We start from the raw sequence: 25706 nt of genomic DNA, 5'->3' as shown, positions 1-25706 counted from the left end.
GCCTCAATCCCTCCTGTCCCTCGCCCCGCTTTCCGCCGGTGCTTCGCGCCGCGTCATGGCGGCGGCGAGCAGGGGGGCGATGCGCGAGGTTGCCGCCGCGCCGGGCAACTCGGCATGCAGGGCGGGAATGTCGATCACCTCCAAGTGCCCGACATAGGGCGCCCAGAACTCGGGCCGGATGTCGCGTCCGGCATGGTCGAGCGCGGCGCGGACATGCAGGACCGGCCCGTCGTAGCGGGCGTGGTGATGCGCCCGCACCAGCCGGTTGTTGCCTTCCACCACGCGCACCACGCCGTCGAGGACCGAGCCGGGAAGCTGGCCGAGCGGGCTGCCGCCCCGGCGAAGGAAGGCCACCACGGCGGCGCGGTCGCGCAGCTCGGGATGCGCCTCCGGGTCGTGCCCGGCGATGGCCAGCAGGGCCCGCAGCGCGGCGGCCTCGTCCGGCTCCGGCTCGGCGCGCCAGCAGTCGCTCGGATAGGCGTCGAGCAGGGCCAGCAGGCCGACCCTGTGCCCCAGGGCCTGCAGCCGTGCCGCCATGGCCTGGGCGATGATGCCGCCGACCGACCAGCCCAGCAGGTGGACCGGCCCCTCTCCGGCCGCCGGCAGGATGGTCTCGACATAGCGGGCGGCCAGGGCCTCCAGGCTGTCGGGCGGCGCGGCGCCTTCCAGCTGGGGCGCCTGCAGCCCGTAGACGTCGCGTCCGGGGCTGAGCGCGCGGGCCAGGGTGGCGTAGCACCAGGCGATGCCGCCGGCCGGATGGATGGTGAAGAGCGGCGGCCGGGTCTCGTCCTGGCCGTGCTGCCGCCGCAGCCGGATCAGGGCGCCGAGGCCGTGATCGGCCTCGCCGGTGCCCTCCATCAGCGGCGCCAGCCGGGCGACGGTCGGGTTCTCGAAGATGGCGCCGAGGCCCGGGTCGCGGCCGAAGCTCTCGCGCAGGCGCCGTGCCAGCGTCACCGCCAGCAGCGAATGCCCGCCCAGCTCGAAGAAATCCTCCTCCGCGCCGACCCGCGGCAGTCCCAGCACCTCGGCGAAGAGGCCGGCGAGCCGCATCTCCGTCGCGGTCTGCGGCGCGCGGCCGGCGGTGCCGCCGAACTCCGGCTGCGGCAGGGCCGCGCGGTCCAGCTTGCCGCTGGAATTCACCGGCAGGGCGTCGAGCGCCACGAAGGCGGCCGGCACCATGTAGTCCGGCACACGGGCCGCGACATGGGCGCGCAGTGCCGCCGGGTCGTAGGCCGGCCCCGGTACCAGATAGGCCACGAGCCGCTTCTCGCCGCTGCCGTCCTGGCGCGCGATGACGCGGGCCTGCGCGACCATGGGGGAGGCGGACAGGGCGGCCTCGATCTCCCCCGGCTCGATCCGCAGGCCGCGCAGCTTCAGCTGCTGGTCGGAGCGGCCGAGGAAGACGATGGCGCCATCCCGCCGCAGCCGCGCCAGATCCCCGGTGCGGTACATGCGCTGGCCGGGATGGAAGGGGTCGGGGATGAAGGCCTGCGCGGTCAGCGCCGGCTGGCCGAGATACCCCTCCGCCAGCTGCACGCCGGCGATGAAGAGATGACCCGTGACGCCCGGCGGCACCGGCCGCAGCCGCTCGTCCAGCACGTAGAGGCGGGTATTCCAGACGGGAAAGCCGATCGGCACCGGGCTGGAGCGGTCCTCCGGCCCCGCGTTCCAGTGGCTGACATCGACGGCCGCCTCGGTCGGGCCATAGAGGTTGTGGAGGTCGGCGCGCAGGGTGGCGTGGAAGCGGTCGCGCAGGGCCGCCGTCAGCTCCTCGCCGCTGCAGAAGACGCGCGCCAGGGACAGCCCGCGCGAGGCGGGCTCGGCCAGGAAGGCCGCCAGCATGGACGGCACGAAATGCGCCGTGGTGATGCCCTCGGACCGGATCAGCGCCGCCATCGCCGCCGGGTCGCGATGCGCCCCGGGGGGCGCCATCACCAGGGTGGCGCCGCTGAGCAGCGGCAGGAAGAACTCCCAGACCGAGACGTCGAAGGTGGCCGGCGTCTTCTGCAGGATGCGGTCGGCGGCGCCGATGCCGTACTGCGCCCGCATCCATTCCAGGCGGTTGACGATGGCGCGGTGGCCGATCACCGCGCCCTTCGGCTCGCCGGTGGAGCCGGAGGTGAAGATGGCATAGGCCGCGTCCTGCGGCGCCGGGCCGGGCGGCAGGGGGCGGGTGGGGAAACGCGGCCAGTCCTCCGGCGGCAGCAGCGGCATGTGGCCGGCGAGATGCGGCGCGGCGGCCGGCGCCAGCGCCAGGGCCGGCCGGGCCGAGGCCAGCACCCGCGCCACCCGCTCCGGCGGGTGCCCGGCGTCGAGCGGCAGATAGGCGGCACCGGCGCGCAGGACCGCCACCAGCGCGATCATCAGCTCCAGGGAGCGGTCCAGCATCACCGCCACCAGGTCGCCTCGCCCGATGCCCCGGCGGCGCAGCGCCTCGGCGAGGCCGGCCGAGCGTTCCTGGAGCGCGGCATAGCTCAGCCGCCGGCCGCCCGGCTCGAGGACCGCCACGGCTTCCGGACTGTCCGCCATGCGGCCCTCGATGAGGGCCGCGAGCGTGGTTTCCGGCAGCGGGTGCGCCGTGGCGTTCAGGCCGTGCACCAGCCATTCCGCCTCCCCGGGCGTGACGGTCGGCACCTCGGCCAGGAAGGGGGCGGCCAGGGAGGGGGCGGCCAGGGCGGCGCCGAGGAAGTGCCGCAGCCGCGCGGCATGACCGGCGAGATCGGCCGCCTCGTAGAGCGTCGGGTTGGCCTCGATCTCCAGCCGCAGCCCCGCCGCCCCGCCGCGGATGTTGAAGGTGATGTCCTCCACCGGCCCGGTGCCGAGGATGTGCAGCTCAGCGGCGAGGCCGGGCAGCACCAGTCTTTCCTCGAAGGGAAGCAGGTTGATGATGGGGCCGTGCAGCCGCCGGCCGCCGCCCAGCCGGCCGAGATCGCGCCGGATCTGCTCGCCGCGGTAGCGACCGTGGCGCCGCAGCCGCGTGAGCTGGCGCGCCACTTCCGCCAGGACGGTGCCGAGCGGCGCCGTCTCGTCCAGTCGCAGGCGCAGGGGCAGGACGTTCATCAGCATGGCCGGGACGCGCGCCGCGCGGCTGCCCAGCCGGGCCATGAAGGCGATGCCGACGACGCTCTCCTCCGCCCCGGCATGGCGCTGGCAATAGGCGCCGATCAGCGCCGCCAGCACGTCCGGCCAGGGGACATCGGCCTCCGCCGCCACCTGCTGCAGGCGGGCTTCGACCTCCTGCCCGATCGGCATCGCATGGCGATGGACGAAGTGGGCCGAGGCGCCGGCCTGCGCGGCGGGCGGCAGGGGCGAGAGGCTGACCACCTCGCCGAGCCCCCGCAGGGCGTCACGCCAATAGGCCGCGTCCTGCGCCCGACGGGGCGAGGCGCGATAGGCGGCGTCCTCCTCCAGCGCCAGGGCGAAGCCGGGCAGCGGAGGATCGGCGCCCGCCTCCGCGCCCGCCGGTCCCTGACGCGACGCCTCGGCGTAGAGCCGGGCCACGCGGCGGGCCAGCAGCGCCGCGCCGAAGGCGTCCACCGCTAGGTGATGCACGCGCTGGTACCAGAAGAAGCGCTGCGGTCCCAGGCGGTAGAGCCGCATCGCCGCCAGGCGCTCGCCGCCGGCGGCCGCCATGTCACGCGCCATGGCGGCACGGGCGGCCGCCTCGGGGTCGGGCAGGGTGGTGAGGTCGATGACCTCGAGCCAGGGCCGCAGGCTCTCGTCCAGGCTCTGCACCGGGCCCTCGGCCTCCTCGCCGATGCGCAGCGCCAGGGCGTCGGCCTCGGCCACGGTGGTATCCACCGCCCGCCGGAAGGCGGCGACATCCAGCGGCCCGCGGATGTCATGGTAGTGGCCGGTGTTGAAGATCGGGTTGGCGGGGTCCAGCCGCTGCGCGTACCAGAGGCCGGCCTGGGCCTCGGTCAGCGGCGCCGCGACGGGTCCGGCGGCCGGTGCGATCCCGCGCTGGTCAGCCGCATCCATGCTGCACGTTCCGCTGAACGTCCCGCTGGGCGACGCGGCGCTGCACGATGGCCCACCAGGCGTCGAGCGTCAGCGTCTCGGCGAACTCGCTGAAGTCGAGGTCGAGGCCGCCCTCGTTCCAGCGCGTCAGCAGGTTCATCGCCCGCATGGAATCCAGGCCGAGGTCGAGCAGGTTGTCGTCGCCGGCGATGGCCTCCGGCTCCTCGTGCAGCAGACGGGCGATATCGGCGCGCATCGCCTCGCGCGTCAGGGGCGGCGCGCTCACAGCGCGGCCACCAGCTGGTCGGTGCTGCGCGGCACGCCGCAGACTCCGGCGATGTAGGACAGGGCCATGTCGTGCTTGTCTCGCGAGAAATCAGCCACCGCGTCGGCGGCGAAGAAAGGTTCGATGTCGCGCATGAAGGCCTCGGCAGCGGTCAGCAGGCAGCCGATATGGGCGTAGATCCCGCAGATGACCAACTGATCGCGGCCCCGCGCGCGCATCAGCGTCTCGAGGTTGCTGCGCTGGAAGGCGCTGTAGCGGTGCTTCACCAGAACGAAGTCGCCCGGCTGCGGCGCCAGAGCGGGCAGGATCGGCTGATGCTCCGGCGCGCCGCTCATGCCCGGCCCCCAGAGATCGGCTTGCAGGCCGCGGTCGCGCCGGTCCTGGTCGCCCTGCTGCGCGGTGTAGAAGACCGGGATGCCCGCGGCGCGGCAGGCCCCGGCGAGGCGCGCGATGTTGCGGATCACCGTCGCGATCGGATCGGCCTCCCGAGCGTAGGGGCGCAGGAAGTAGTGCTGCATGTCGTGCACCAGCAGCGCCGCGCGGTCGCGTTGCAGCGACCAGGAGGCGCGGGCGGCGGGAATCTCCGCGGCATCGGGCAGGGGATAGGGCGCGATCTGCGGCAGTCCGGGCCGGCTCATGCCGCACCTCCCGCCTGCAGGAATTCGGCGCGCAGCCGGGCGCGCAGCTCCTTGCGGCTGATCTTCAGCGCCGCCGTGGTGGCGAAGCGCTCGACGAAGATGATCTGGTCCGGCACCTTGAAGTCGGCGATGCCGCGCTGCCGCATCCAGGCCTTCAGCGCCGCCGGCCGTGGCCGCTCACTGCCCTGTGCGATCACGAAGGCGCAGCTCCGTTCGCCGAGGAAGTCGTCCGGGATGGAGACGATGGCGACATCGAAGACATCCGGATGCGCCAGCAGGTGATCCTCGATCTCCTCGGCGGAGATCTTCTCGCCGGCGCGGTTGATGTGATCGCCGGCGCGGCCCTGCACGACGAGATAGCCGCCGGGCAGCCGCTTCACGATGTCGCCCGTGCGGTAGTAGCCATCCGCCGTGAAGGAGCGGGCATTGGCCGCGTCGTCATTGTGGTAGGCGCGGATGGTATAGGGTCCGCGCGCCAGAAGATGCCCGGCCTCGCCCTCCGCGACGGGGTTGCCGAGGTCGTCGACGACCAGCACCTCGTCATCCGGGCTGATCGGCCGGCCCTGGGTGTTGACGATGATCTCCTCGGGGTCGTCCAGCCGGGTGTAGTTCACCAGCCCCTCCGCCATGCCGAAGACCTGCTGCAGGGTGCAGCCCAGCACCGGGCGGACGCGCTTCGCGCCCTCGGGCGTGAACTTGGCGCCGCCGACCAGCAGCACCTGCAGGCTGGAGATGTCGTGCCGCCGCGCCGGCGCCGCCTGCAGCCAGAGCAGGGCGAGGGGTGGCACCAGCCCGGTGATGGTGACGCGCTCGCGCTCGATCAGGGGGAAGGCGGTGGCAGGGTCGGGGGCCGGGCTGAGAACCACGCGCGCGCCCGCATGGAGCGCGCCCATATGGCCGGGCGAGCTCATCGGGAAGTTGTGCGCCGCCGGCAGGGCCACGAGGAAGACGCTGTCCGCCGTGACGCCGCAGATCTCGTTGCTGGCGCGGAAGCTGTAGATATAGTCGTCATGCGTGCGCGGGATCAGTTTCGACAGGCCGGTGCTGCCGCCGGAGATCTGCAGGAAGGCGACGGATTGCGGGTCGGGGTCGGGCGGCAGGCCCTCGGGCGCGGCGACGCAATCCTCCAGCGCGGTGAATTCCCCCGGCTCGCCGACCACGACGACGTGCCGGACCGCCGGCACCTCCGCCTGGAGGGCGCGGGCGAGGTCGCGGTAGTCGAAGCCGTCCTGACGGTCGGCGACGACATAGGCGCTGGCCTCGGCGCGGCGGGCGAAATGAGCGATCTCGCTGATGCGGTGCGCCGGCAGGGCATAGACCGGCACGAGGCCGGCGCGGAACAGGCCGAAGACCACCGAGAAGAACTCGGCGATATTGCCCAGCTGCACCACCACCCGCTCCCCGGGCCGCAGGCCGCGGGCCAGGAAGCCCGCCGCATGCGCCTCGGCGCGCCGCCACAGCTCGGCATAGCTCCAGCGCCGCTCGCGGTCGACGATGGCGATGGCCTCCGGCCGCTCCGCGGCGCGCTGCCGCAGGAAGCCCGGGAAGGTCTCGCTGCGCCAGTAGCCGGCGGCGCGGTAGCGTTCGGCGAATTCAGCGGGCCAGTCCTGGCGCAGAGGGCGCAGTCCGGTGGGGGGCGGGCCGGGCGGATTCACGGTGGGCACTCCCTGGCGGCATCGCCGGCGCCCAGCGCATCGAGCAGGGCGCCGAACTTGGCGGCGGTCTCGTCAGCCTCGCCCTCCGGGCTGGAGCCGGGGACGATGCCGGCCCCGGCATAGAGCCGCGCGGTGTCGCCGGCAATCTCGGCGCAGCGGATGGTGACGAACCAGTCGCCATCGCCCGAGGCGTCGCACCAGCCGACCGCGCCGGCATAGAAGCCGCGATCCTCCGGCTCGATCTCGCGGATCAGCGCCGCGGCGCGGGCGCGCGGCTGGCCGCAGACGGCGGGTGTCGGGTGCAGCGCCGCCGCCAGGGTGGCCGAGAGCACGGCCTGGTCCCTGAGCTCCCCCTCGATCCGGGTCCCGAGGTGCCACAGGGTGCGGGTGCGGCTCAGCGTGATGCCGTCCGGCGCGGCGAGGCGGCGGCACCAGGGGGACAGGGTGTCCAGGATGTAGTCGGACACGATGCGATGCTCGCGGCGGTCCTTCTCGGAGCGCAGCAGGGCTTCCCCGGCGGCGCGGTCGGCCGCCGCATCCGCGTGGCGCCGCGCGGAGCCGGCCAGGGGATGCGAGAGGATGGCGCCGCCCCGCTTGCGCAGCAGCAGTTCCGGGGTGGCGCCCATCAGCCAGCGCGGCGCGCCGCCGGTCCCCGCGGGCAGGGGCAGGCGGAAGCCGGTCACGGCGGGGTCGGCGGCCAGCCGGTCCAGCAGCGCCACGGTATCGATCGGGCCCTCGGAGCGGGCCAGCAGCCCGCGGGAGAGCACGATCTTGGTCAGCGCCCCCTCGGTCAGCGTCTCGGGCCGCCCCGTCTCGGCCGCCATCCGGGCCAGCGCCTGGCGCACCGCATCCGCATAGGCGGCGGCCGAGGGCCGCGGCACCAGGCGCCAGGCTCCGCCGGATGCGGCGGGAGCGGGGGTGGCGAGACCGGCCACGCGCCCGCCACGCTCCAGCCGGTCGGGTTGCAGCAGGTGGTCCGGTGCCGCGCGGTCGAAGGGCAGGGCGCCGGCCACCACCGCCGGGCCGTCCGGCGCGGCGGCGAAGAACCGCGCCACCCGCTCGCCCAGGCTGTCGGCGCCGCCTGGCGGCAGACGGCGCCGGCAACCCCAGCCGAGCAGGCTGCTCTCGCCCGAGAGGAAGGCCAGGGGAGGCGGCTCGGGCGCCGGGACAGGGCCGGCGGTCCGCCCGTCCGCCTCCGGCATGGAGAAGCCTCCCATCATCATCACCTCAGAGGCGGATCAGGCTGACGGTGTCGCCCTGCGGGTCCTCGACCGGCGGCTGGCCGCGCGGCGCCGAGCGCGCCTTGTTGGTCACCCAGGCCCGGCCGCCCGTCGGATCGACGGCGATGGTCTGCGGATGCGTCCCCGTCACCAGGCTGTCGCGCACCGTCAGCGAGGCGGCATCGACCAGGCTCACCGTGCCGGCCTGGCGGTTGGCGACCAGGACCAGGCCCCGGGGCGGGTTCAGCGCCAGGCTGAGGGCGCCCGCGCCGGTCTCGATGCTCTTCACCAGCGCGCCGCTGCCGGCGTCCAGCACCGTCAGCGTGCCGCTCTTCTGGTTGGTGACGAAGAGACGCCGGCCGGCGGGGTCGTAGGCGACGTTGACCGCGCCCTCGCCGCCGGAGGCGAAGCGGCGCTTCACCGCGCGGCTGCCCAGATCGATCTCGACGATCTCGTTGCTCTGCAGCGCCGTCGCGAAGAGGCGGTTGCCGGCGCGGTCCAGCGCCAGGCCGGTGATGCCGCCGTCCAAGCCATCCTGCAGCACATGCGCGATCTTCTGCGTGGCGCCGTCGATCACCCAGACCTGGCTCGGCGCCCCGCGCGCCCCGAAGACCGAGACATAGACGACATCCTTCTCGTCATCCACGACCACCTGGCGGACATGCGCCTTCTCGCCCTCGGCCAGCTTGCCGAGCAGCTTGCCGCTTTGCGTGTCGATCACCGAGACGCTGCCGCTGCGCGTGTTGGTGGTGTAGAGCCGGTGCCGGCGGTCGTTCAGCCCGAGGCCGAAAGCCGGCTCGTCGCCCAGCTCGAGGAAGCTCTTCGCCTCCAGCGTGCCCGGATCGACGGCGAAGAGACGCGCGTCATCGGCGCCGCGCACGCCCGCGGCGGCGACATAGAGGCGGTTCTGTGACGCGCTGAAGACGATCTCGTAGAGGCCGGCGGCGAACCTGGCGTTCTGCTCGACAGCCGCCTCGCCCTGTGCCTGGGCCTGCGCGGCCGTCAGGCGCGTGGCGCAGAAGGCACCGGCGAAGAGGGCGAGGGCGTGTCGGCGCGAGAGGCGCGGCGAATGGGTCACGAAAGCGAAGCTCCTGGTTGTGGGGCCTGAGGCACAGGCCCGCTTCACGCGGGAAGGAGTGCTCAAGCGTGTCCGCGAAGGCCGCACCGCTTCCCCGAGAGATCGGATGAGGGGCAGCGCGCCGCGGGAACGCGCTTCAGAGCATGCAAATGACAATCGTTCTTAATAATGCCCAGGCTAGTCCTTTCGCTCCGCAAGTCAAGGCGCCGGCCGGCGCGGAACGCCTGTGGCGGGAAAGCAGAAATCGATGGCGCGGTTGGCCGCGGCCGCGCGCACGCTGCCATGCCCCTCACCCGGGAAAGCCTGAACCGACAACGTCTCCAGATGCGCGGGATGATCCCGCAACACGGCGGCGAGCCCTTCCACGCCCTCGCCCATGCCGAGCCGCGTGGTGTCGCCGCGCCGCCGCTCCTCGCTGCCATAGGTCAGCAGCAGGCGGGGCGGCACGGGCGGCGGAGGTGCGCGCAGATAGGCCTCCGCCTCGTGCTCGATGGCGCGGTCCTTCCACCAGACCGAAGGGCTGGCGGCCAGGACGGTGCGGAACAGCGCGGGCCGCGTGAACAGCGCGTGCAGGGCGAAGAGGCCGCCATAGGAATGGCCGAACAGGCCGCGCCGCGCGGCATCGAGCGGCAGCCGCACGGCGAGGGCGGCCTCCAGCTCCGTGGCGATGAAGTCCAGCAGGGCCGCCGCGTTCTGCGGGCCTCCGGGCAGGAACTCCCGGTCCCGACGGCGCCGGTCGGCCTCGTCCTCGGGAAAATCGATGGCGGCGACGATGCCCTGGGCCGCCGCCGGCCGCCAGCGCATGCTCGCTGTCAGCACGTCGAAGAAGGCCGCGCCGTCCAGGGCGTAGAGGACGGGGAAGCCGGCGGCGGGCGGCGGCCCCTCGGGCCAGGAGAGCAGGATGCGGTAGTCGCGCCCGGCCCGGCTGGACACGGCCCATTCCTCGGCGCGCGGAGGCGCATAGGGGCGCGGCGGCGAGGCCGGCCCTGCGAGCGCCGCGCGCTGCGCCAGGGCAAGCCCTGCCGCACCGGACAGCAGGGCGCGGCGGGACGGCAGGAGAGGGGAGCGGCGGATCGGGATCATGCGCGCGCCTATCGCCCGATCCGGCCTAGGTGGCATCTCACCTTCACGGGAGGCCGGTTCATTCGCCCGCCGCCGGTTGCGGCGCCATCACCGGGCGGCGGCGCCAGCGGTCGAGCGCCAGGAAGATCACCGGGGTAGTGTAGAGCGTCAGCAGCTGCGAGACGATCAGGCCGCCGATGATGGTCACGCCGAGCGGCTGGCGCATCTCGGCGCCGGTGCCGATGCCGATGGCCAGCGGCACGGCGCCCAGCAGCGCCGCCAGGGTGGTCATCAGGATCGGCCGGAAGCGATCCTGGCAGGCGGCGAGGATCGCGGCCTCGCTGCCGCGGCCTTCCTCCCGTTCGTGCTCCAGGGCGAAATCGACCAGCATGATGGCGTTCTTCTTGACGATGCCCATCAGCAGGATGACGCCGATCAGCGCCATGACCGAGAAGGGTAGGCCGGTCAGCAACAGGGCCAGCAGCGCGCCAAGCCCGGCCGTGGGCAGGGTGGAGATGATGGTCAGCGGATGGATGTAGCTCTCATAGAGCACGCCGAGCACGATGTAGATGGCCAGGATGGCGCCCAGGATCAGCAGCGGCTGGGAGCGCGTGAAGTCCTGGAAGGCCGCGGCATTGCCGCCGTACTGCGAGCGGATCGAGCCGGGCAGCAGCGCCTCCCGTTCGGCCTGCTGCACCAGCGCCGTCGCGTCGCTGAGCGCCAGGCCGGGGCCGAGGTTGAAGCTGATCGTGGTCGCCGGGAACTGGCCGCGATGCGTGACCCGGAGCGGCGCCACATCGCGCTCCACGCGGGCCACGGCGCCGAGCGGCACCTGCGCGCCGTCCGTGCCGGGGAGGAAGATGCGCTGCAGCTGGGTGGCGTCCCGCTGCAGCCCCGGATCGATCTCCAGCACGACCTTGTACTGGTTGCGCGCACCGTAGATGGTGGAGACCTGCCGCTGCGAGAAGGCGTTGTTGAGCGCCGCGCTGATATCGGTGATGGAGACGCCGAGCCGCGCCGCCGCATCGCGGTCGATCACCAGGCGGTTCACCAGGCCGGACCGCTCCTGATCGCTGGAGACATCGTTGATCCCGGGGACGGTGCGCAGCTTCTCGACCATGACATTGGTCCAGCGCCGCAGCTCCTCGAGGTCGGCCCCGAGCAGGACATAGGAATAGGCGGCATTGCCCGGCCGGCCGCCGACGAAGAGATCCTGCTGCGAGCGCAGGAAGACGTTCACCCCCGGGATCCGGGAGAGCGGCGCGCGCAGCCGGTCGATGACCTGGGTGGCCGAGGCGTCGCGGTCCTCGCGCGGCTTCAGGGAGATGTAGAGCTGGCCGGAGTTGGTGCCGGCGTTGAAGCTGCTGCCGCCGACGGAGGCGCCGACCGTCGCCACGGCCGGATCGCGCAGGATGATCCGCGTCACCTCCTGCTGCAGCGCCGTCATGGCGGCATAGGAGGTGTCCGGCGCCGCCTGGGCGGTGCCCGCCAGCAATCCCGTGTCCTGCTCGGGGAAGAAGCCCTTGGGTACCACCACGTAGAGCCAGACCGTCAGGACCACCAGGCTCAGGCTCAGGAGCAACATGCTGCGCCGCCAGCGCAGTGCCACGGCGAGCGAGCGCAGGTAGCCGCGCACCACGCCCGCCAGCAGCCGCTCGAAGCCGCGTGAGAGCCGGCCGGGCGGCCGCTGGTGACCGCGCCGCTCCAGGAAGGCCGCGATCACCGGCGTCAGGGTCAGGGCGAGGACGGCGGAGATGCCGACGGCGATCGCCAGCGTGGCCGAGAACTCGCGGAACAGCCGCCCGACGATGCCGTCCATGGCCAGCAGGGGGATGAAGACGGCGACCAGCGAGAGGGTGATCGAGACGATGGTGAAGCCGATCTGCCGCGCCCCCTCGAGCGCCGCCTGCATCGGCGGCAGGCCGCGCTCGCGCAGCCGGGCCATGTTCTCGATCATGACGATGGCGTCGTCCACCACGAAGCCCACCGACACGATCAGCGCCATCAGCGAGAAGTTGTTGAGCGAGTAGCCCATCAGCCAGATGATGAAGAGCGTGCCGAGCAAGGAGAGCGGCACCGTGGCGCTGGCCGCCAGAACGGGTCCCGTCCGGCGCAGGAAAAGGGCGACGACGGCGATCACCAGCGCCACGGTGAGCAGCAGCGTCAGCTCGACCTCCTCCACGCTGGCGCGGATGGTGCCGGAACGGTCGCTCATGATCTCGACGTCGATGCCGCCGGGCACCCAGCTCCGCAGCCGCGGCAGCTGGTCGAGGATGCCGTCCACCACCTCCAGCACATTGGCATCCGCCTGCTTGAAGACCATCATCAGGATGGCCGGCCGCTCGTTGAACCAGGCGGCCTGGCGGCGCGAGCGCGTGGCGTCCGTCACCGAGGCGATCTGCGACAGGCGCAGGATGCCGCCGTCCGCGGTCTTGACCACCACCGTCGCGTATTCCGCGGCACGGCTCATGCGGTCGTTGGCGGCGAGGCTCATCGACTGCGCCGGCCCCTCGATATGGCCGAGCGGCTGGGTGACATTGGCCTCGTTGATGGCGGTGCGGATCTCCTCGAAGGAGACGCCGGCGGCGGCGGCGGCGGCTGGATCGACCGCGACGCGCACCGCCGGCTGGTCGGCGCCCCCCACCTGCACCTGCGCCACGCCCTTCACCTGCGACAGCCGCGTGGCGACGATGCTGTCGGCCACGTCGTAGAGCGCGGTGGGCCGCAGCGTGTCGGAGGTCATGGCCAGGATCAGCACCGGCGCGTCGGCCGGGTTCACCTTGCGCACCTGCGGCGGATTGGGCAGGCCGGAGGGCAGGTCCTGGCGCGCGGCGTTAACCGCCGCCTGCACGTCCCGCGCCGCGTCGGCCTGCCGGCGCGAGAGATCGAACTGGATGATGATGTTGCCGCTGCCGCTGCTGGCGTTGGAGGTCATCTCGGTGATGCCGGCGATCTCGCCGATGCGCCGCTCCAGCGGCGCGATCACCGTGGCCGCCAGCGTCTCCGGATTGGCGCCGGGCTGGCTGACGCTGACGAAGATGGTCGGGATATCGACGCGCGGCATGGCCGAGACCGGCAGCTCCCGCAGCGCCACCAGCCCGGCCAGCGCCAGGCCGAGCGCCAGCAGCAGGGTGGCGATGGGCCGGCGCAGGAAGGGCCCCGAGATGGAGAACACCGCCCCGTCCTATTCCGCCGCCGCCGGCGCGCCGCGCCAGCGCCGCATCACCGAAGCATGCACCGCCTCCATGGCGAGATAGACCGCCGGAGTGGTGAAAAGCGTGACCAGCTGCGACAGCAGCAGGCCGCCGACGATGGAGACGCCGAGCGGCAGGCGCAGCTCGGAGCCCGTGCCGGATTGCAGCACCAGCGGCAGGGCGCCGAGCAGCGCGGCGGCGGTGGTCATCATGATCGGGCGGAAGCGCAGCAGCGCCGCCTCGCGGATCGCCTCGCGCGGCGCCATGCCATGATCCCGCTGCACCTCGAGCGCGAAGTCGATCATCATGATGGCGTTCTTCTTGACGATGCCCATCAGCAGGATGATGCCGATCAGCCCGACCACCGAGAGATCCAGCCCCGCGAACTCCAGCGCCAGCAGCGCGCCGATTCCGGCCGAGGGAAGGGTCGAGAGGATGGTGACCGGATGGATCAGGCTCTCGTAGAGCACGCCGAGCACGATGTAGATCACCACCACCGCGGCCAGGATCAGCCAGGGCTGGCCGGCCAGGCTGGTGTTGAACTCGGCGGCATCCCCGGCGAAGCGTCCGGTGACGCTGTCGGGCAGTCCGATCTCGCGCTCGGCGGCAGCGATGGCGCTCACCGCCTGCCCGAGCGACACGCCCTCGGCCAGGTTGAAGCTGATGGTCACGGCGGGGAACTGGTTCTCCCGCGTGACCACCAGTGGCCCGCTGGCGCGGTCGAAGCGGGCGATCTCGGCCAGCGGCACCTGGGCGTTGTCGGTGCCCGGCACGCGCAGCTGGCCGATCGCGGTCGGATCCCCGCGCAGCCGGTCGGCAATCTCCAGCACCACGCGGTACTGGTTGCTCTGACCATAGATGGTCGAGATCTGCCGCTGGCCATAGGCGTTGTAGAGGACGTTGTCGACGTCCTGCATGCTGATGCCGAGCCGCGCCGCGCGGTCGCGATCGACCTCGACGACGAGGCGCAGCCCGTTCTGGCGCTGGTCGGTCGCGACATCGCGCAGGCCCGGAATGTCGCGCAGCCGCTCCAGGACCCGCGGCGCCCAGAGCGAGAGGGTGGCGGCATCGGAATCCGTCAGGGTGTACTGGTACTGGGTGGTGCTGACGCGCGGGCTGATCTGGATGTCCTGCGCGGCCTGCGGCCAGGCGGTGCCGCCGGGGATGGCGTCGAGCTGCGGCTGCAGGCGGGCGATGATGCCCTGGGCATCGAGGTCGCGCTCGGCGCGCGGCCTGAGCACGGCGGTGATGCGCCCGCTGTTCTGCGCCGGGTTGACGGTGCTGGCCCCGGCCACGGCGGTGACGGCGGCGACCGCGGGGTCGGCCCGCACCACCTCCGCCATGCGCGACTGGATCTCGGCGGCGCGGGCGAAGGAGGCATCCTGCGGCGCTTCCGTCGTGATGGTGATCAGCCCGGTGTCCTGCAGCGGCAGGAAGCCCTTGGGCATGACGACGTAGAGCCAGGCGGTCAGCGCGACCGTCAGCGCCGCCACCAGCAGGGTCAGCCCCTGGTGCCGCAGGGTCAGGTCCAGCGCCTTCCCGTAGGCCAGCCGCAGCCGCTCGAAGCCGGCCTCGAAGCGGCGCGACAGCCAGCCCGGATGGTGGCCGGGGCGCAGCAGCAGGGCGCACATCATCGGCGTCAGCGTCAGCGAGACCACCATGGAGACCAGCACGGCGGCGGTCAGCGTCTCGGCGAACTCGCGGAACAGCCGGCCGACGACGCCTTCCATGAACAGCAGCGGGATGAAGACGGCGATCAGCGACAGCGTCAGCGAGACGATGGTGAAGGCGATCTGCTTCGAGCCGGCATAGGCGGCGGCCAGCGGATGCTCGCCCTTCTCGATCAGCCGGACGATGTTCTCGATCATGACGATGGCGTCATCGACGACGAAGCCGGTCGCGATGGTCAGCGCCATCAGCGACAGGTTGTCGAGCGAGTAGCCCATCATGGCCATGACGCCGAAGGTGCCGATGATGGAGAGCGGCAGCGAGACCGCCGGCACCAGCGTGGCGCGCCCGCTGCCGAGGAACAGCCAGACCACGCCGACGACGAGCGCGACCGAGAGCACCAGGGTGAACTGCACCTCGTGCACCGAGGCGCGGATGGTCTCGGTCCGGTCCGAGACGACGGCCAGCCGCGCGCCGGCCGGCATGGCGGCGGTGAGCTCCGGCAGCACCGCCTGGATGCGCTCCACGGTCTGCACGATATTAGCGCCGGGCTGGCGCTGCACGTCGATCAGCACGGCGGGGCGGCCGTTGAACCAGGCGCCGTTGCGCTCGTTCTCCAGCGATTCCACCGCCTCGCCCACGTCGCGCAGCCGCACGGGGGCGCCGTTCTGCCAGGCGATGATGACCTCGGCGAACTCGGCCGCGCTGGCGATCTGGTCGTTGGCCAGGATCTGCGAGGCCTGGCGCGGCCCGTCCAGCGAGCCTTTCGGCGAATTCTGGTTGGCGGCCGCGATGGCGGCGCGGACCGTCTCCAGGCTGATGCCATAGGCGGCGAGCCGCAGCGGATCGACCTGCAATCGCACCGCCGGGCGCATATTGCCCTGCACCGTCACCCGGCCGACGCCGCTCGCCTGGGAGAGCTTCTGCGCCAGCAGCGTGTCCGCGAGGTCCGACAGGCGCATGATCGGCAGGCTCTCTGAGGTCAGGGCCAGGGTGATGACCGGCGGGTCCGCCGGGTTCACCTTGGAGTAGACCGGCGGGTAGGGCAGGGTGGAGGGCAGCGTGCCACGCGCCGCGTCCAGCGCCGCCTGCACGTCCTGCGCGGCCTCGTCCAGATCCTTGTCGAGGCGGAACTGGAGGGTGATGCGGCTGACCCCCGGCCCGCTGACGGAGGACATCACCTGCAGCCCGGCGATCTGCGCGAACTGCCGTTCGAGCGGCGCGGTGATCAGCACGGCGGCGGTGTCCGGCGAGGCGCCGGGCAGCTGGGTGGTCACCTCGATGGTCGGGAAATCCACCTCCGGCAGCGAGGACACGGGCAGCCGGAGATAGCCGAACAGGCCGGCCAGCAGCACCGCGACGGCCAGCAGCGTGGTGGCCACGGGGCGGGCGATGAAGGGGGCGGAGATGTTCACGGCGCGGCTTCGGCGCGGCGCTGGCGGCGGGGCTGGCCGCCGCCGGCGGTGGGCGCGGCCGGCGCGGCCGGGTCAGCCAGGACGACGCTGCTGCCATCGTTCAGCCGGAGCCCGCCCGAGATCACCACCCGCTCGCCGGCCTGCAACCCGTCGCGGATCGCCGCCTCCGTCTGCGTCACGGCGCCGAGCACCAGCGGGCGTTGCCCCACCCTGTCGCCCTCGGGCGAGACGACGAAGGCATAGGGGCCGCTCGGCCCTTGCTGCACGGCCACCAGCGGCACCACCACGGCGTCCGGCACGGTCTCGACGGCGAGGCGGAGGCTGACGAAGGCGCCGGGCCAGAGGCTCGTCTCCTCGTTGGGGAAGACCGCCTTGACCTTCACCGTGCCGGTCGCCGCGTCGACCTGGTTGTCCACCGTCTGCACCGTGCCGCGCAGCGGCGCGGCGCTCCGGCCTGGCCCCGCCTCCGGGATGGTCTCCACCGTCACCGGCCCCGCCGCCATGGCGCGGCGCAGGCGCGGCAGCTCGCCCTGCGGGATGGTGAAGTTCACGCCGATCGGCCGCATCTGCGTCACCGAGACGATGCCGGTGCTGTCGCCGGCGCCGACGAGGTTGCCCGGATCGACCTGCCGCAGCCCGACGCGCCCGGCGATGGGGGCGCGGATGACCGTGTAGTCGAGCTGGGTGCGGGCGGTGTCGATGGCGGCCTGGTCCTGCGCCACCTGCGCCTCGTACATCGCCACCTGGGCGCGCTGCGTGTCCACCTGCTGGCGGGTCACGCCATTGGCGGCGAGCAGTCCCTGGTAGCGACGCAGGTCGGTGCGCGCATTCTCGAGCTGCGCCTGGTCATAGGCCTTCTTGGCGACGGCCTGGGCCAGGGCGGCGGCGTAGGTGCGGTCGTCGATGCGGGCCAGCACCGCCCCGGCCTCGACCTCCTGCCCCTCGTGGAACGGCACCTCCGTCAGGATGCCGCTGACCTGGGAGCGCACGGTGATGGCGTTCAGCGCCTGGACCGTGCCCAGCACATCGAGGGTCAGCCGTAGGTCGCGCCGTTCGGCGGCCGCGACGGCGACGGGGATCGGGATGCCCCCCATGGCGGCGCCGCGGCCGCTGCCGGCCTGGCCGGGCCGTCCCGGCGCCGTCTCCGCCGCCGTGCGGCTCGCCGGCGAGGCCGCCTGCCGCTGCTGCCAGAAGTACCAGCCGCCCGCCGCGAGGCCGAGCACCAGCAGGAGGAGGATGAGGATACGGGAGCGTGTCATCGGGACATCCGCGGCGCTGTCCTCACCGCCAGCCGCCGCCGAGCGCGCGGAACAGCGCGACGGCGGCCTGCAGCCGGGCGAGCCGCGCCTGCACCAGGCTGACGCGGGTGGAGAACAGGGTCTGCTGGGTGTTGAGCAGGGTGATCAGGTCGATGGTGCCGGCGCGCAGCTGCGCCTCGGCGATGTCGTAGGCGCGCTGCGCCCGCGCATTGGCCTCGCCGCGCAGCCGTTCCTGCTCGGCGGTGTCGCGCAGCGCCACCAGCGCGTCCTCCGTGTCCGACAGGGCGGTGACGATGGCGCGCCGGTACTCCACCAGCAGCGCCTCGGCCTGGGCGCGGCTGAGCGCGACCTGGCCGCGCAGCGCCCCACCGTCGAAGACGGTCTGCGCCAGCCCGGCCACCAGGGAGAAGAACTGCGCCTCGGGCCGCAGCAGCGTTCCGAGAGCGGCCGACTGCACGCCGCCGGAGGCGCTGAGCGTCAGGTTCGGCAGCAGCGCGGCGCGGGCGGCGGCGACATTGGCATTGGCGGCGGCCAGGGCGGCCTCGGCGGCGAGCACGTCCGGCCGCCGCGCCAGCAGTTCCGCCGGCTGTCCGGGCGCCGCCGCCGGCACCGCGAGGCGGTCGAAGGCATCCGGCGTCACCCGCAGCGCGGCGGGCGGCTGCCCGGTCAGCAGCGCCAGGGCATTGATCCCCTGGTCGGCGGTCTGCCGCAGTCCCGGTATGCTGGCCTCCAGCTGCGCCACCACGGTCTCCTGCTGCGCCAGGTCGAGGCCGGTCGCGGTGCCGAAGTTCACCTGCTGGCGGATGATGCCCAGGATGCGCCGGGCCGCCGCCAGGTTCTCCTGCTGCGTGCGCAATTCCTCGCGCGCCGCCAGGACCTGGAAGTAGGTGTTGGCGACGGAAGCCTCCGTGGTCAGCAGCACGGTGCCGACGTCGAAGCGGCTGGCCCGCGCATCCGCCGCCGCCGCCTCGGCGAGGGAGCGGTTGCGGCCCCAGAAATCCACCTCGTAGCTGGCCGAGAGCGTGGCGTCGTAGCGCGTCGAGTTGCGGTCGCGCGCGGCGCCGCTGGCCACAGAGCGGGCCTGCGTCACGCCGGCATCGACGCCCACGGTGGGCAGCAGGGCGGCGCCGGTGACGCGGATCTGGGCATCGGCCTGCCGCACCCGCGCCGCGGCGGCGGCGAGATCGAAATTGCCCTGCATGGCGAGCGCCATCAGCCGGTCCAGCTCCGGCGCGCGGAAACCGCGCCACCATTCGGGATCGGGCCAATGCACCGGCGCGGCGGGATCGGCCGCCCGGAAGGCCGGCGCGGGGCCGAGGCCGGAGAGCACCGGCTCGGGGCGTGGGCCGCAGGCGGCGAGCAGGCCGAGCAGCAGCGGGATGGCCGGAAAACGGCCCGGTACCGGCAACAGGGGCATGCCTTACTTCTGCCCACTCCGCTGGCCGCCGCGCCCGCGCATATCCTCCGCGACCCGCCTGCGTCCCTCGGGCGACATGGCGGCAAAGCCTTGTATCATGCTGTTCTCGAACGATGTGCTGAAGGATTGCCAGCGTGCCCGGGATTGCGCCATGGCGGCGCGCATCGCCTCGGGGTCGAAAGGTTCCGCCGCCAGCGCCTCGGCCACGGCGGGCCGGCCCTGGCGGTGCTCGCGCAGCGCGGCCTGGAATTCCGGCCGGCCGGCCTCCATGGCGCGGTGGAAGACGAGACGGTCGGGCTCGGACAGGACGCGCTCGATGCGGGCCTGCGCCCGATCGACATCCGGCCCGCGCTGCGGCCCGGCCTGCAGCAGGTAGCCGAGCACCAGGTTCAGCGCCAGGGAGGCGCCCAGGGAAGCACCCAGGGCGCCCCGCAGCAGCCAGGAACGGGACGGCCTCATTCCCCGCTCTCCATCATCATCGCCAGCAGGCGCGGCGCGCCCAGCACCTCCTCCGGCGCCGGGCCGCGCGGCCAGGAGGAGAGGCCCATGAGCAGCAGGCAGGTGGCCAGCGCCGCCAGCGCGCCGCAGCCCGCCGGCACCAGCGGCCGCAGCCAGCGCAGCACCGGCGGGCCGCGGCGCGGCGCCTCCGGCAGCGGCGCGCGCGCGATCGCCCGGGCCAGCCGGTCCCGCATGCGCGCCAGCGTCTCGGCATCCGGCTCGGGCAGGCTCTCGCGCAGCAGGGCATCGACCGCCGCCGCCGCCGCGCGCCGCCGCCGTGCCTCGGCGGAGGTCTCCAGCAGGGCCAGGGCGGCGGCGCGCCGCGCGGGCGGCCAGCGCGCCGGATCGGCGCCATGGGTCTCGAGCAGGCGGGACAGATCCTCGATCCGCATGCAGGTCTACTCCGGCGTCCCGCGCAGCCGGGCGGCGAGCAGCCCGCGGGCGCGGCGCAGCAGCCCTTCCAGGCCGCGCAGGGAAACGGAAAGCGCGGCGGCAGCCTCCGCGCCGCTCAGGCCTTGGTCGTAGGCCAGCGCCAGGGCGGCGCGCTGCCGCGGCGGCAGGTCGGCCATGGCCGCCTGGAGCTGCTCCTGCCGCTGCCGCTCGGCGAGGCGGGTCTCGGGGTCAGCGGCAGGGTCGGCGGGGTCACCGGCCGCCTCCAGCGGCATCGGCGCCGGCCGCCGCGCGCGGTCGATCGCCGCATGGGCGGTGATGCTGTAGAGCCAGGTACCGGCCCGCGCCCGCGCCGGATCGAAGCGGGCCGCGTTGCGCCAGGCTGACAGCATGGCGTCCTGCACCGCCTCCTCCGCCTCGGCCGGCCGGCCGGTGATGCGCAGCGCCACCTGGTGAAGCCGCCCCAGGTGCCGCAGCGCCAGTTGGTCGAAGGCCATCCGGTCGCCTTCCCCGGCCCAGGCCAGCAGCGTCTCGTCGGGCGCCGCGGCGAGATCGCGCGAGAGGCGGGGCTGAAGGGCCGGGCCGGGGAGGACGCGATCGGAGATGGCGGCCTCCCAGCCGGCGAAGGAAAGCATGGCGTTCAGCATGGTATCCGTCGGGGTGCCATGCTGATACGGCAAGGCAAGCCACAACCCACGCGCGGGGCCAAGCATTTTTTCGGGCACCGGGTTTCAACACCGGCGGCCCATTGTTCCCGGCATCCCGCGCCGCTCCGGGCTTCCCGCCGAGTCGCCCCTTGTGATAAAAGGATTTCATGCCGATCCGGCACGATCTTCGCTGGCTCTATCCGATCGACTGGCCACAGCTCAGCCGCATGATCCGCTTCGTCCGGGCGGGTGGGCGGTGCGAGGCCTGCGGCCGGCCGCATGGCGACCGCATCGCCTGCCTGCCGGACGGCCGCTGGTACGATGCGGGGAAGGGGCAGTGGCGCGACGGGCGGGGCCGACGCTGCGCGGCCCCCGATGACAGCGCCCTCAACGCCCTGCGCGTCACCCATGTTGTGCTGGCCGCCGCGCATCTGGACCACGACCCGACCCACAACAGCCCGCGCAACCTGCGCAGCCTTTGCCAGCGCTGTCACATGCGGCACGACCGCCCCTATCACCGCCAACAGCGATGGCTGACCTATCGGCGCCGCTGGGCGCTGGGCGATCTCTTCACCGGACCCTATCCGCGCGCCTGACCGCGCGCCCCTGAATTTTGCGACGAAGCGATACGATTGCGGCGCGATGAGGTCTGGATAAAGGCCGGCAAAGCCCATAGTATCCCGTGGAAACTATCCATCGCCGCGCCAGCCCGACCTTCGCGCAATCTGGCGCCGCGGAGTTCCACAACCGGCGGGGACAGGTCGGTCGTCCAGCCGCCATCCGTCCTGCTTTTCCCGGCCTGCCGAATGCGGGGAAGGCATCCGACCCGCCGGCAGTCCTGCCTGTGCCGATCCGGCCCGGGCGCAGCCTTCATCGTCCGGCGACCCGCCGGACCACCGTCTCTTTCGACTAGACTGGACTCTCTCTGAGATGAATCTCGTCGTCCCGCCTGCCACGGAAGCTCCCTTGCACGATCCTGTCACGAGCACCGGCGGCCTGTCCCTGCACCGGGCCTTCTGCAAGCTCGCCCTGCCGCTGGCGGCCGTGCCGGGCCACTGGCGGCGCGAGGCGGAGGGCCTGGCCCTGGCGCTGGAGACCGCCGAGCCCGAACAGGTGCCGCCCCATGGCTGGTGCCTGCGTCTCCTGCTGATCCATATCTGCGATCAGGCGGTTCGGCAGGCCAGCCCGCTGGTGGAGCTTGGCGCGGATGTCGCGGCCCTGGCCGAGGCCATGCGCGTGCCGGCGACGGCGCCGGTCGCGGAGGAGATCACCCGCCAGCTGGACCTGCTCCTGGCGTGCAAGCTCACCCTGGGCTTCGACGGGCAGGCGCCGCTCAGCGTCTTCGACGCGCGGGGCCGCAGCCGGAAGACGAAGCCGGAGTGGCGGCCGCAACTGCGCCTCAATGCGCGCTTCCACGCCAGCCTGATGGAACAGCAGATCCGCCTCGACAGCCGCATCCTGCATGTCCTGGCGACCGAGCCGCTGGCGATCGACGCGCATGCCTGGACGCGGCAGGCGCTTGCGGATGCGCCGGCCGGGCAGGTGGTGCAGGTGCCCTGGCCCGAGTTGCAGGCGCGCTACGGCACGCCGGGACAGTCGGCGGACGCTTTCCGCGCCGCCTTCGAGGAGGCGTTGCAGATGGTCTTCGCCGCCGACACCTCGATCGTCCTCGGCTCCGACGATGCGGGCATGCGGCTGCGCGCCGCCACGGCCGAGGATCTGGCGCCCCCGCCCGAACCGCCTCCGCCGCCTCCGCGCGCCGTTGCGCCGCCCCGCCCCGCCGAGCCCGCGGCGCCCCCGCCCGCGCGGCCCGCGGATCGGACCCCCGCGGAGGAGCCCGCGCCCTCCGGCGCCGGTGATATGGTCAGCCTGCGCTCGCACCTGACCGGCCTCTCGGTGGTGGTCTGGCTGCGGCGCGGCCATGGCGCCGAGCAGGTGGTGATCGGCCTGACCCCCGGCACGCGCTACGATCCGGCCCGCCTGACCCTGGTGATCCTGGAGCCTCTCGCCATGCAGGTCACCGGCGGCGTTCCGCAGGCCGAGTTCGAGCGCGTGGCCGCCTGGGCCATGGCCAATCGCGACCTGATCGACCAGTTCTGGGAGGGCGAGATCGACAGCTTCCAGGAGCTGACCGCGCGCGTGAAGAAGGTTCCCGCCGCCAACTGGCGCTGAGCCGTCCCTATTCTCCCGCCCGCCGGCCCGGCGTGCGGGAGAAGCGGGGCGCCGGGGCGGGGCAGGGATGGCCGAGCCTGTCCTGGAACAGGCCGCGCGCGCGGTTGTGCGGGTGGTGCGGCGCCTCGTCCATGTCCAGCACGCCGGTGACGCAGGCATCGCTGCCCTCCAGCAGCGCCACCCATTCGGCGCGGCTGCGGCGGAGGAAGATCCGCGTCATCTCGGCGCGCATCTCCGGCCAGATCGCGCGGTCGCGCTGTCGCTCGACGAAGCGCGCGTCGAGCCCGATGCGCCGCGCCATCTCGGCGAAGAAGGGCGCCTCCAGACAGGCGACGGCGAGATGGCGGCCATCGGCGGTCTCGTAGGTGTCGTAGAAGGGCGCGCCGCCGTCGAGCAGGTTGTCGCCGCGCGCGAGCGACCAGCGCCCGGCGGCCCGCAGGCCGTAGAAGGCGGTGGCCAGGGCGGCGGCGCCGTCGGTCATCGCCGCGTCCACCACCTGCCCCTGCCCGGATCGCTCCCGCTCCAGCAGGGCGGCGAGCAGCCCCATGACCAGGAACATCGCCCCGCCGCCATAATCCGCGACTAGGTTCAGCGGTGGCACCGGCCGCTCGCCGGGCCGGCCGATGGCGGCGAGCAGGCCGGTGAGCGAGAGATAGTTGAGATCGTGCCCGGCGGCCTGGGCCAGCGGTCCATCCTGGCCCCAGCCGGTCATGCGGCCATAGACGAGGCGCGGATTGCGGGCGAGGCAGGGTTCCGGGCCGAGGCCGAGGCGCTCCATGACGCCGGGCCGGAAGCCCTCGATCAGCGCATCCGCGCCGCCGATGAGATCGAGCGCCGCCGCCACGCCCGTGGGGCTCTTCAGGTCGAGCGCCACCTCCCGCCGACCCCGGCCGACCATGTCCTCCGCCGGGCCCAGCGGCATCAGCCGGGCGGGCGGGGCCGGGCGGTCGATCCGCGTCACCTCGGCGCCCAGATCGGCCAGCAGCATGGCGGCCAGCGGCCCGGGCCCGATGCCGGCCATCTCGACCACGCACAGCCCGGCCAGCGGGCCGGCGGCTTCCTTCCGCGTCATGCCTCAGCCCTGGATCAGGTTCAGGCGGAGCAGCAGGTCGCGTTCCCGCGCCACGCTCCGGCGCAGGAAGGCGGCATAGTCGTCCGGCCCCCTGTAGTCCGCCACCATGTCGGCGCGTTCGAGGGCGGCGACATGGGCGGGGTCCTGCATGGCGTCGCGAAAGGCCAGATGCAGCCGCTCCACCACCGCCGGCTCCAGGCCCGCCGGGCCGCAGAGCCCATAGGGCGAGGTGATGACCAGCCCTTCATAGCCCAGCTCCTGCAGGGTCGGCGCCTCCGGCCAGCGGCGCGAGCGCTGGGCCGTCCAGATGTTCAGCCAGCGCGCGCGGCCATCATCCACGAGCTGGCCCAGCACGGCGCTGTTGGCCACCGCATCGACATGACCGCCCAGCAGGGCCGAGATGGTCTCGGCCTCGCCCCGGAAGGGGACATGGTTGAACTGGACGCTCTCGCGCAGGCCGAGCTCCAGCATGCCGAGATGCAGCGAGCCGATGGCGCCGCTGTTGGCGACGCTGACCTGACCCGGCCGGCGCCGCGCATCGGCGACGAAGTCCTGCCAGGTCTTCCAGGGGCTGTCGGCCCGCACGGCGAGGCCGAAGAAGTATCCGGTGAGATGGATGACCGGCGTGAAGTCGCGCAGCACGTCGTAGGACATGGGCTGCAGGAAGGGCAGCCGCATGGCGGGGGTGATCATCTGGGTCAGGGTGTAGCCATCGGGCTTCGCCTTGGCGACCGCCGCCGCGCCCAGCGTGCCGCCGCCGCCCGGCCGGTTCTCGACCAGCACCGTCTGACCCAGCCGGCGCGTGGCGGCCTCGGCCAGGGCACGCATCTGCTGGTCCGTGCTGCCGCCCGGCGTGAAGGGAACGATGATCGAGACGGGGCGGCGCGGGAAGCCCGCCTCGGCGCGGCCGATGCGCGGCATGGCCAGCGCCGCCAGGCCGCCGCCCAGCAGGCGGCGCCGGCCTGGTCCTGACCGGAAGTCCCGGCACGGTTGATCCGCCATGGGCACGTCTCCTCCCCCTCCGGCACGTTGGCCTGCTGTCCCGGCGCGTTGCCCGCGCCGACTGAGGGGCAGCCTAGGGACGGGGATTTGTCTTGCCAAGCGGAACATCGGCATCACACTGCGGAAAACAGGATGGCATGGCGTGAGGCCGGGCCCATGCTAGACAAGGCCGCCTGATCCCTTGGCCAGCGCAGAGCCAATGCAGAGAGAGGTGGAGCACGCGATGTCGAGCAAGTCCCAGGCAGGTTCGGCCGCCTCCCGTTCCGCGGTCCGCCTGGTCTATGACGAGGAGGATGTCGGCTCCGACTATGCCAGCGACCGGCGCTTCGTCTGGGCCCTGGCGCGGGGGCTCGAGGTGCTGCGCGCCTTCGCCCCCGGACGGGGCCCGCTCGGCGTGGGCGAGATCGCCGCGCTGACCGGCCTGCCCAAGCCCACCGTCTCCCGCCTGACCTACACCCTGGCCGAACTGGGCTATCTGCGCGTGCTGCACAAGCAGGGGCGCTACGAGCCGGCGCCGGCGCTGCTGGCGCTCGGCTATCCGGTGCTGGCCAATCTGCGCGTGCGGCAGGCGGCGCACGACCATATGCGCCAGCTGGCGCAGGAGACGGGCACGGCGGTCGGCCTGGCCAGCCGCGACCGGCTGTCGATGATCTATGTCGAGAACACGCCCTCCAGCGCCCTCGCCACGCTGCGGCTCGGCATCGGCAGCCGTGTCGAGATGGCGCGCAGCGCGCTGGGACGGGCCTTTCTCGCCGCCCTCGGCGAGACCGAGCGCGATTTCCTGCTGGACCGGATGGCCAGACGCTACGGCGAGGCGTGGGTGGAGCTGCGGCCGCGCGTGCTGGACGGCATCGCCGAGGTGAAGGCCCGCGGCTTCTGCATCGTCGATGGCGAGTGGCAGCCGGATGTCCGCTCCGCCGGGGCGCCGCTGGTCTCGCTGGACGGGACCACCGTCATGGCGATGAACATCGGCGCCCCCGGCTACCTGCTGGATCGCCGGCGGCTGGAGGAGGAGCTCGGCCCGCGCATCGCCCATCTGTCGCGCATGGTGGCGCCGCTGCTGAGCTTCTGAC

Annotated in this window: 19 protein-coding genes; 3 read left to right on the top strand and 16 right to left on the bottom strand. The window is 73.1% G+C overall.

Annotation, left to right across the window (positions count from 1 at the left end; genetic code table 11):
• Positions 1-3: 3 nt before the first annotated feature.
• The 14 genes from D9598_RS11695 to D9598_RS11635 form a co-directional block, all read right to left on the bottom strand.
• A complete protein-coding gene (locus tag D9598_RS11695; RefSeq protein ID WP_198366692.1) occupies positions 4-3981 on the bottom strand; it encodes a non-ribosomal peptide synthetase in 3978 nt (1325 codons plus the stop codon).
• On the bottom strand, positions 3968-4246 hold the full coding sequence (locus D9598_RS21115) for a phosphopantetheine-binding protein (RefSeq protein WP_370591999.1): 279 nt from the start codon (positions 4244-4246) through the stop codon (positions 3968-3970). Before D9598_RS21115 ends, D9598_RS11695 begins: the two co-directional genes overlap by 14 nt.
• Positions 4243-4884 carry an isochorismatase family protein gene (locus D9598_RS11690; protein WP_232477148.1) on the bottom strand — a complete coding sequence of 214 codons (642 nt, stop codon included), beginning with the start codon at positions 4882-4884 and terminating at the stop codon, positions 4243-4245. Before D9598_RS11690 ends, D9598_RS21115 begins: the two co-directional genes overlap by 4 nt.
• Complete coding sequence (locus tag D9598_RS11685) at positions 4881-6539, bottom strand: (2,3-dihydroxybenzoyl)adenylate synthase (RefSeq protein ID WP_370591997.1); 1659 nt, start codon at positions 6537-6539, stop codon at positions 4881-4883. The genes D9598_RS11690 and D9598_RS11685 overlap by 4 nt, the downstream gene beginning before the upstream one ends.
• The gene (locus D9598_RS11680; protein ID WP_232477147.1) at positions 6536-7756 is read right to left on the bottom strand and encodes an isochorismate synthase MenF; all 1221 of its coding nucleotides are present in this window, start codon (positions 7754-7756) and stop codon (positions 6536-6538) included. The genes D9598_RS11685 and D9598_RS11680 overlap by 4 nt, the downstream gene beginning before the upstream one ends.
• 10 nt (positions 7757-7766) lie before the next feature.
• Positions 7767-8837 carry a YncE family protein gene (locus D9598_RS11675; protein ID WP_198366690.1) on the bottom strand — a complete coding sequence of 357 codons (1071 nt, stop codon included), beginning with the start codon at positions 8835-8837 and terminating at the stop codon, positions 7767-7769.
• Positions 8838-9035: 198 nt separating this feature from the next.
• Positions 9036-9920, bottom strand: a complete 885-nt coding sequence (locus tag D9598_RS11670; RefSeq protein WP_198366689.1) for an alpha/beta hydrolase — start codon at positions 9918-9920, stop codon at positions 9036-9038.
• Positions 9921-9978: 58 nt separating this feature from the next.
• Positions 9979-13074, bottom strand: a complete 3096-nt coding sequence (locus D9598_RS11665; RefSeq protein WP_198366688.1) for an efflux RND transporter permease subunit — start codon at positions 13072-13074, stop codon at positions 9979-9981.
• Positions 13075-13083: 9 nt separating this feature from the next.
• Positions 13084-16176: an efflux RND transporter permease subunit gene (locus D9598_RS11660; protein WP_198366687.1), complete on the bottom strand. Its 3093-nt coding sequence runs from the start codon at positions 16174-16176 to the stop codon at positions 13084-13086.
• Entirely contained in the window at positions 16173-17435 is a 1263-nt protein-coding gene (locus D9598_RS11655) for an efflux RND transporter periplasmic adaptor subunit (protein ID WP_198366686.1), read from the bottom strand. Before D9598_RS11655 ends, D9598_RS11660 begins: the two co-directional genes overlap by 4 nt.
• Positions 17436-17457: 22 nt before the next feature.
• Positions 17458-18852 (bottom strand): efflux transporter outer membrane subunit, encoded by a 1395-nt coding sequence (locus D9598_RS11650; protein WP_198366685.1) that lies wholly within the window; start codon positions 18850-18852, stop codon positions 17458-17460.
• A gap of 3 nt (positions 18853-18855) precedes the next feature.
• Positions 18856-19311, bottom strand: a complete 456-nt coding sequence (locus D9598_RS11645; protein ID WP_198366684.1) for a periplasmic heavy metal sensor — start codon at positions 19309-19311, stop codon at positions 18856-18858.
• Positions 19308-19742 (bottom strand): hypothetical protein, encoded by a 435-nt coding sequence (locus D9598_RS11640; protein ID WP_198366683.1) that lies wholly within the window; start codon positions 19740-19742, stop codon positions 19308-19310. Before D9598_RS11640 ends, D9598_RS11645 begins: the two co-directional genes overlap by 4 nt.
• Positions 19743-19748: 6 nt before the next feature.
• The gene (locus tag D9598_RS11635) at positions 19749-20387 is read right to left on the bottom strand and encodes a sigma-70 family RNA polymerase sigma factor (protein WP_232477146.1); all 639 of its coding nucleotides are present in this window, start codon (positions 20385-20387) and stop codon (positions 19749-19751) included.
• Between the two features lie 167 nt (positions 20388-20554).
• Between D9598_RS11635 and D9598_RS11630 the strand changes: the two genes are divergently transcribed.
• Positions 20555-20983 (top strand): hypothetical protein, encoded by a 429-nt coding sequence (locus D9598_RS11630; RefSeq protein WP_198366682.1) that lies wholly within the window; start codon positions 20555-20557, stop codon positions 20981-20983.
• A gap of 370 nt (positions 20984-21353) precedes the next feature.
• Positions 21354-22559, top strand: a complete 1206-nt coding sequence (locus D9598_RS11625; RefSeq protein WP_198366681.1) for a replication protein RepA — start codon at positions 21354-21356, stop codon at positions 22557-22559.
• Between the two features lie 7 nt (positions 22560-22566).
• On the opposite strand, the gene D9598_RS11620 is transcribed toward D9598_RS11625, so the two are convergent.
• Both D9598_RS11620 and D9598_RS11615 read right to left on the bottom strand, forming a co-directional pair.
• On the bottom strand, positions 22567-23631 hold the full coding sequence (locus D9598_RS11620; protein ID WP_198366680.1) for a CaiB/BaiF CoA-transferase family protein: 1065 nt from the start codon (positions 23629-23631) through the stop codon (positions 22567-22569).
• Positions 23632-23634: 3 nt separating this feature from the next.
• A complete protein-coding gene (locus tag D9598_RS11615; protein WP_198366679.1) occupies positions 23635-24633 on the bottom strand; it encodes a tripartite tricarboxylate transporter substrate binding protein in 999 nt (332 codons plus the stop codon).
• A gap of 223 nt (positions 24634-24856) precedes the next feature.
• On the opposite strand from D9598_RS11615, the gene D9598_RS11610 reads away from it, so the two are divergent.
• The gene (locus D9598_RS11610) at positions 24857-25705 is read left to right on the top strand and encodes an IclR family transcriptional regulator (RefSeq protein WP_198366678.1); all 849 of its coding nucleotides are present in this window, start codon (positions 24857-24859) and stop codon (positions 25703-25705) included.
• Position 25706 lies beyond the last annotated feature (1 nt).

Origin of the sequence: Roseomonas sp. KE0001, from assembly GCF_016107285.1 — a bacterium.
In the GTDB taxonomy this organism is placed as follows: domain Bacteria; phylum Pseudomonadota; class Alphaproteobacteria; order Acetobacterales; family Acetobacteraceae; genus Pseudoroseomonas.
This window is presented reverse-complemented; position numbering and strand designations above follow the sequence as displayed.

Coding starts and splice junctions, on each gene's coding strand:
- D9598_RS11640 (WP_198366683.1), bottom strand. CDS start 19,742: ATGCGGATCGAGGATCTGTCCCGCCTGCTCGAGACCCATGGCGCCGAT.
- D9598_RS11610 (WP_198366678.1), top strand. CDS start 24,857: ATGTCGAGCAAGTCCCAGGCAGGTTCGGCCGCCTCCCGTTCCGCGGTC.
- D9598_RS11635 (WP_232477146.1), bottom strand. CDS start 20,387: ATGCTGAACGCCATGCTTTCCTTCGCCGGCTGGGAGGCCGCCATCTCC.
- D9598_RS11620 (WP_198366680.1), bottom strand. CDS start 23,631: ATGACGCGGAAGGAAGCCGCCGGCCCGCTGGCCGGGCTGTGCGTGGTC.
- D9598_RS11670 (WP_198366689.1), bottom strand. CDS start 9,920: ATGATCCCGATCCGCCGCTCCCCTCTCCTGCCGTCCCGCCGCGCCCTG.
- D9598_RS11680 (WP_232477147.1), bottom strand. CDS start 7,756: ATGGGAGGCTTCTCCATGCCGGAGGCGGACGGGCGGACCGCCGGCCCT.
- D9598_RS11690 (WP_232477148.1), bottom strand. CDS start 4,884: ATGAGCCGGCCCGGACTGCCGCAGATCGCGCCCTATCCCCTGCCCGAT.
- D9598_RS11615 (WP_198366679.1), bottom strand. CDS start 24,633: ATGGCGGATCAACCGTGCCGGGACTTCCGGTCAGGACCAGGCCGGCGC.
- D9598_RS11655 (WP_198366686.1), bottom strand. CDS start 17,435: ATGACACGCTCCCGTATCCTCATCCTCCTCCTGCTGGTGCTCGGCCTC.
- D9598_RS11645 (WP_198366684.1), bottom strand. CDS start 19,311: ATGAGGCCGTCCCGTTCCTGGCTGCTGCGGGGCGCCCTGGGTGCTTCC.
- D9598_RS11695 (WP_198366692.1), bottom strand. CDS start 3,981: ATGGATGCGGCTGACCAGCGCGGGATCGCACCGGCCGCCGGACCCGTC.
- D9598_RS11650 (WP_198366685.1), bottom strand. CDS start 18,852: ATGCCCCTGTTGCCGGTACCGGGCCGTTTTCCGGCCATCCCGCTGCTG.
- D9598_RS11630 (WP_198366682.1), top strand. CDS start 20,555: ATGCCGATCCGGCACGATCTTCGCTGGCTCTATCCGATCGACTGGCCA.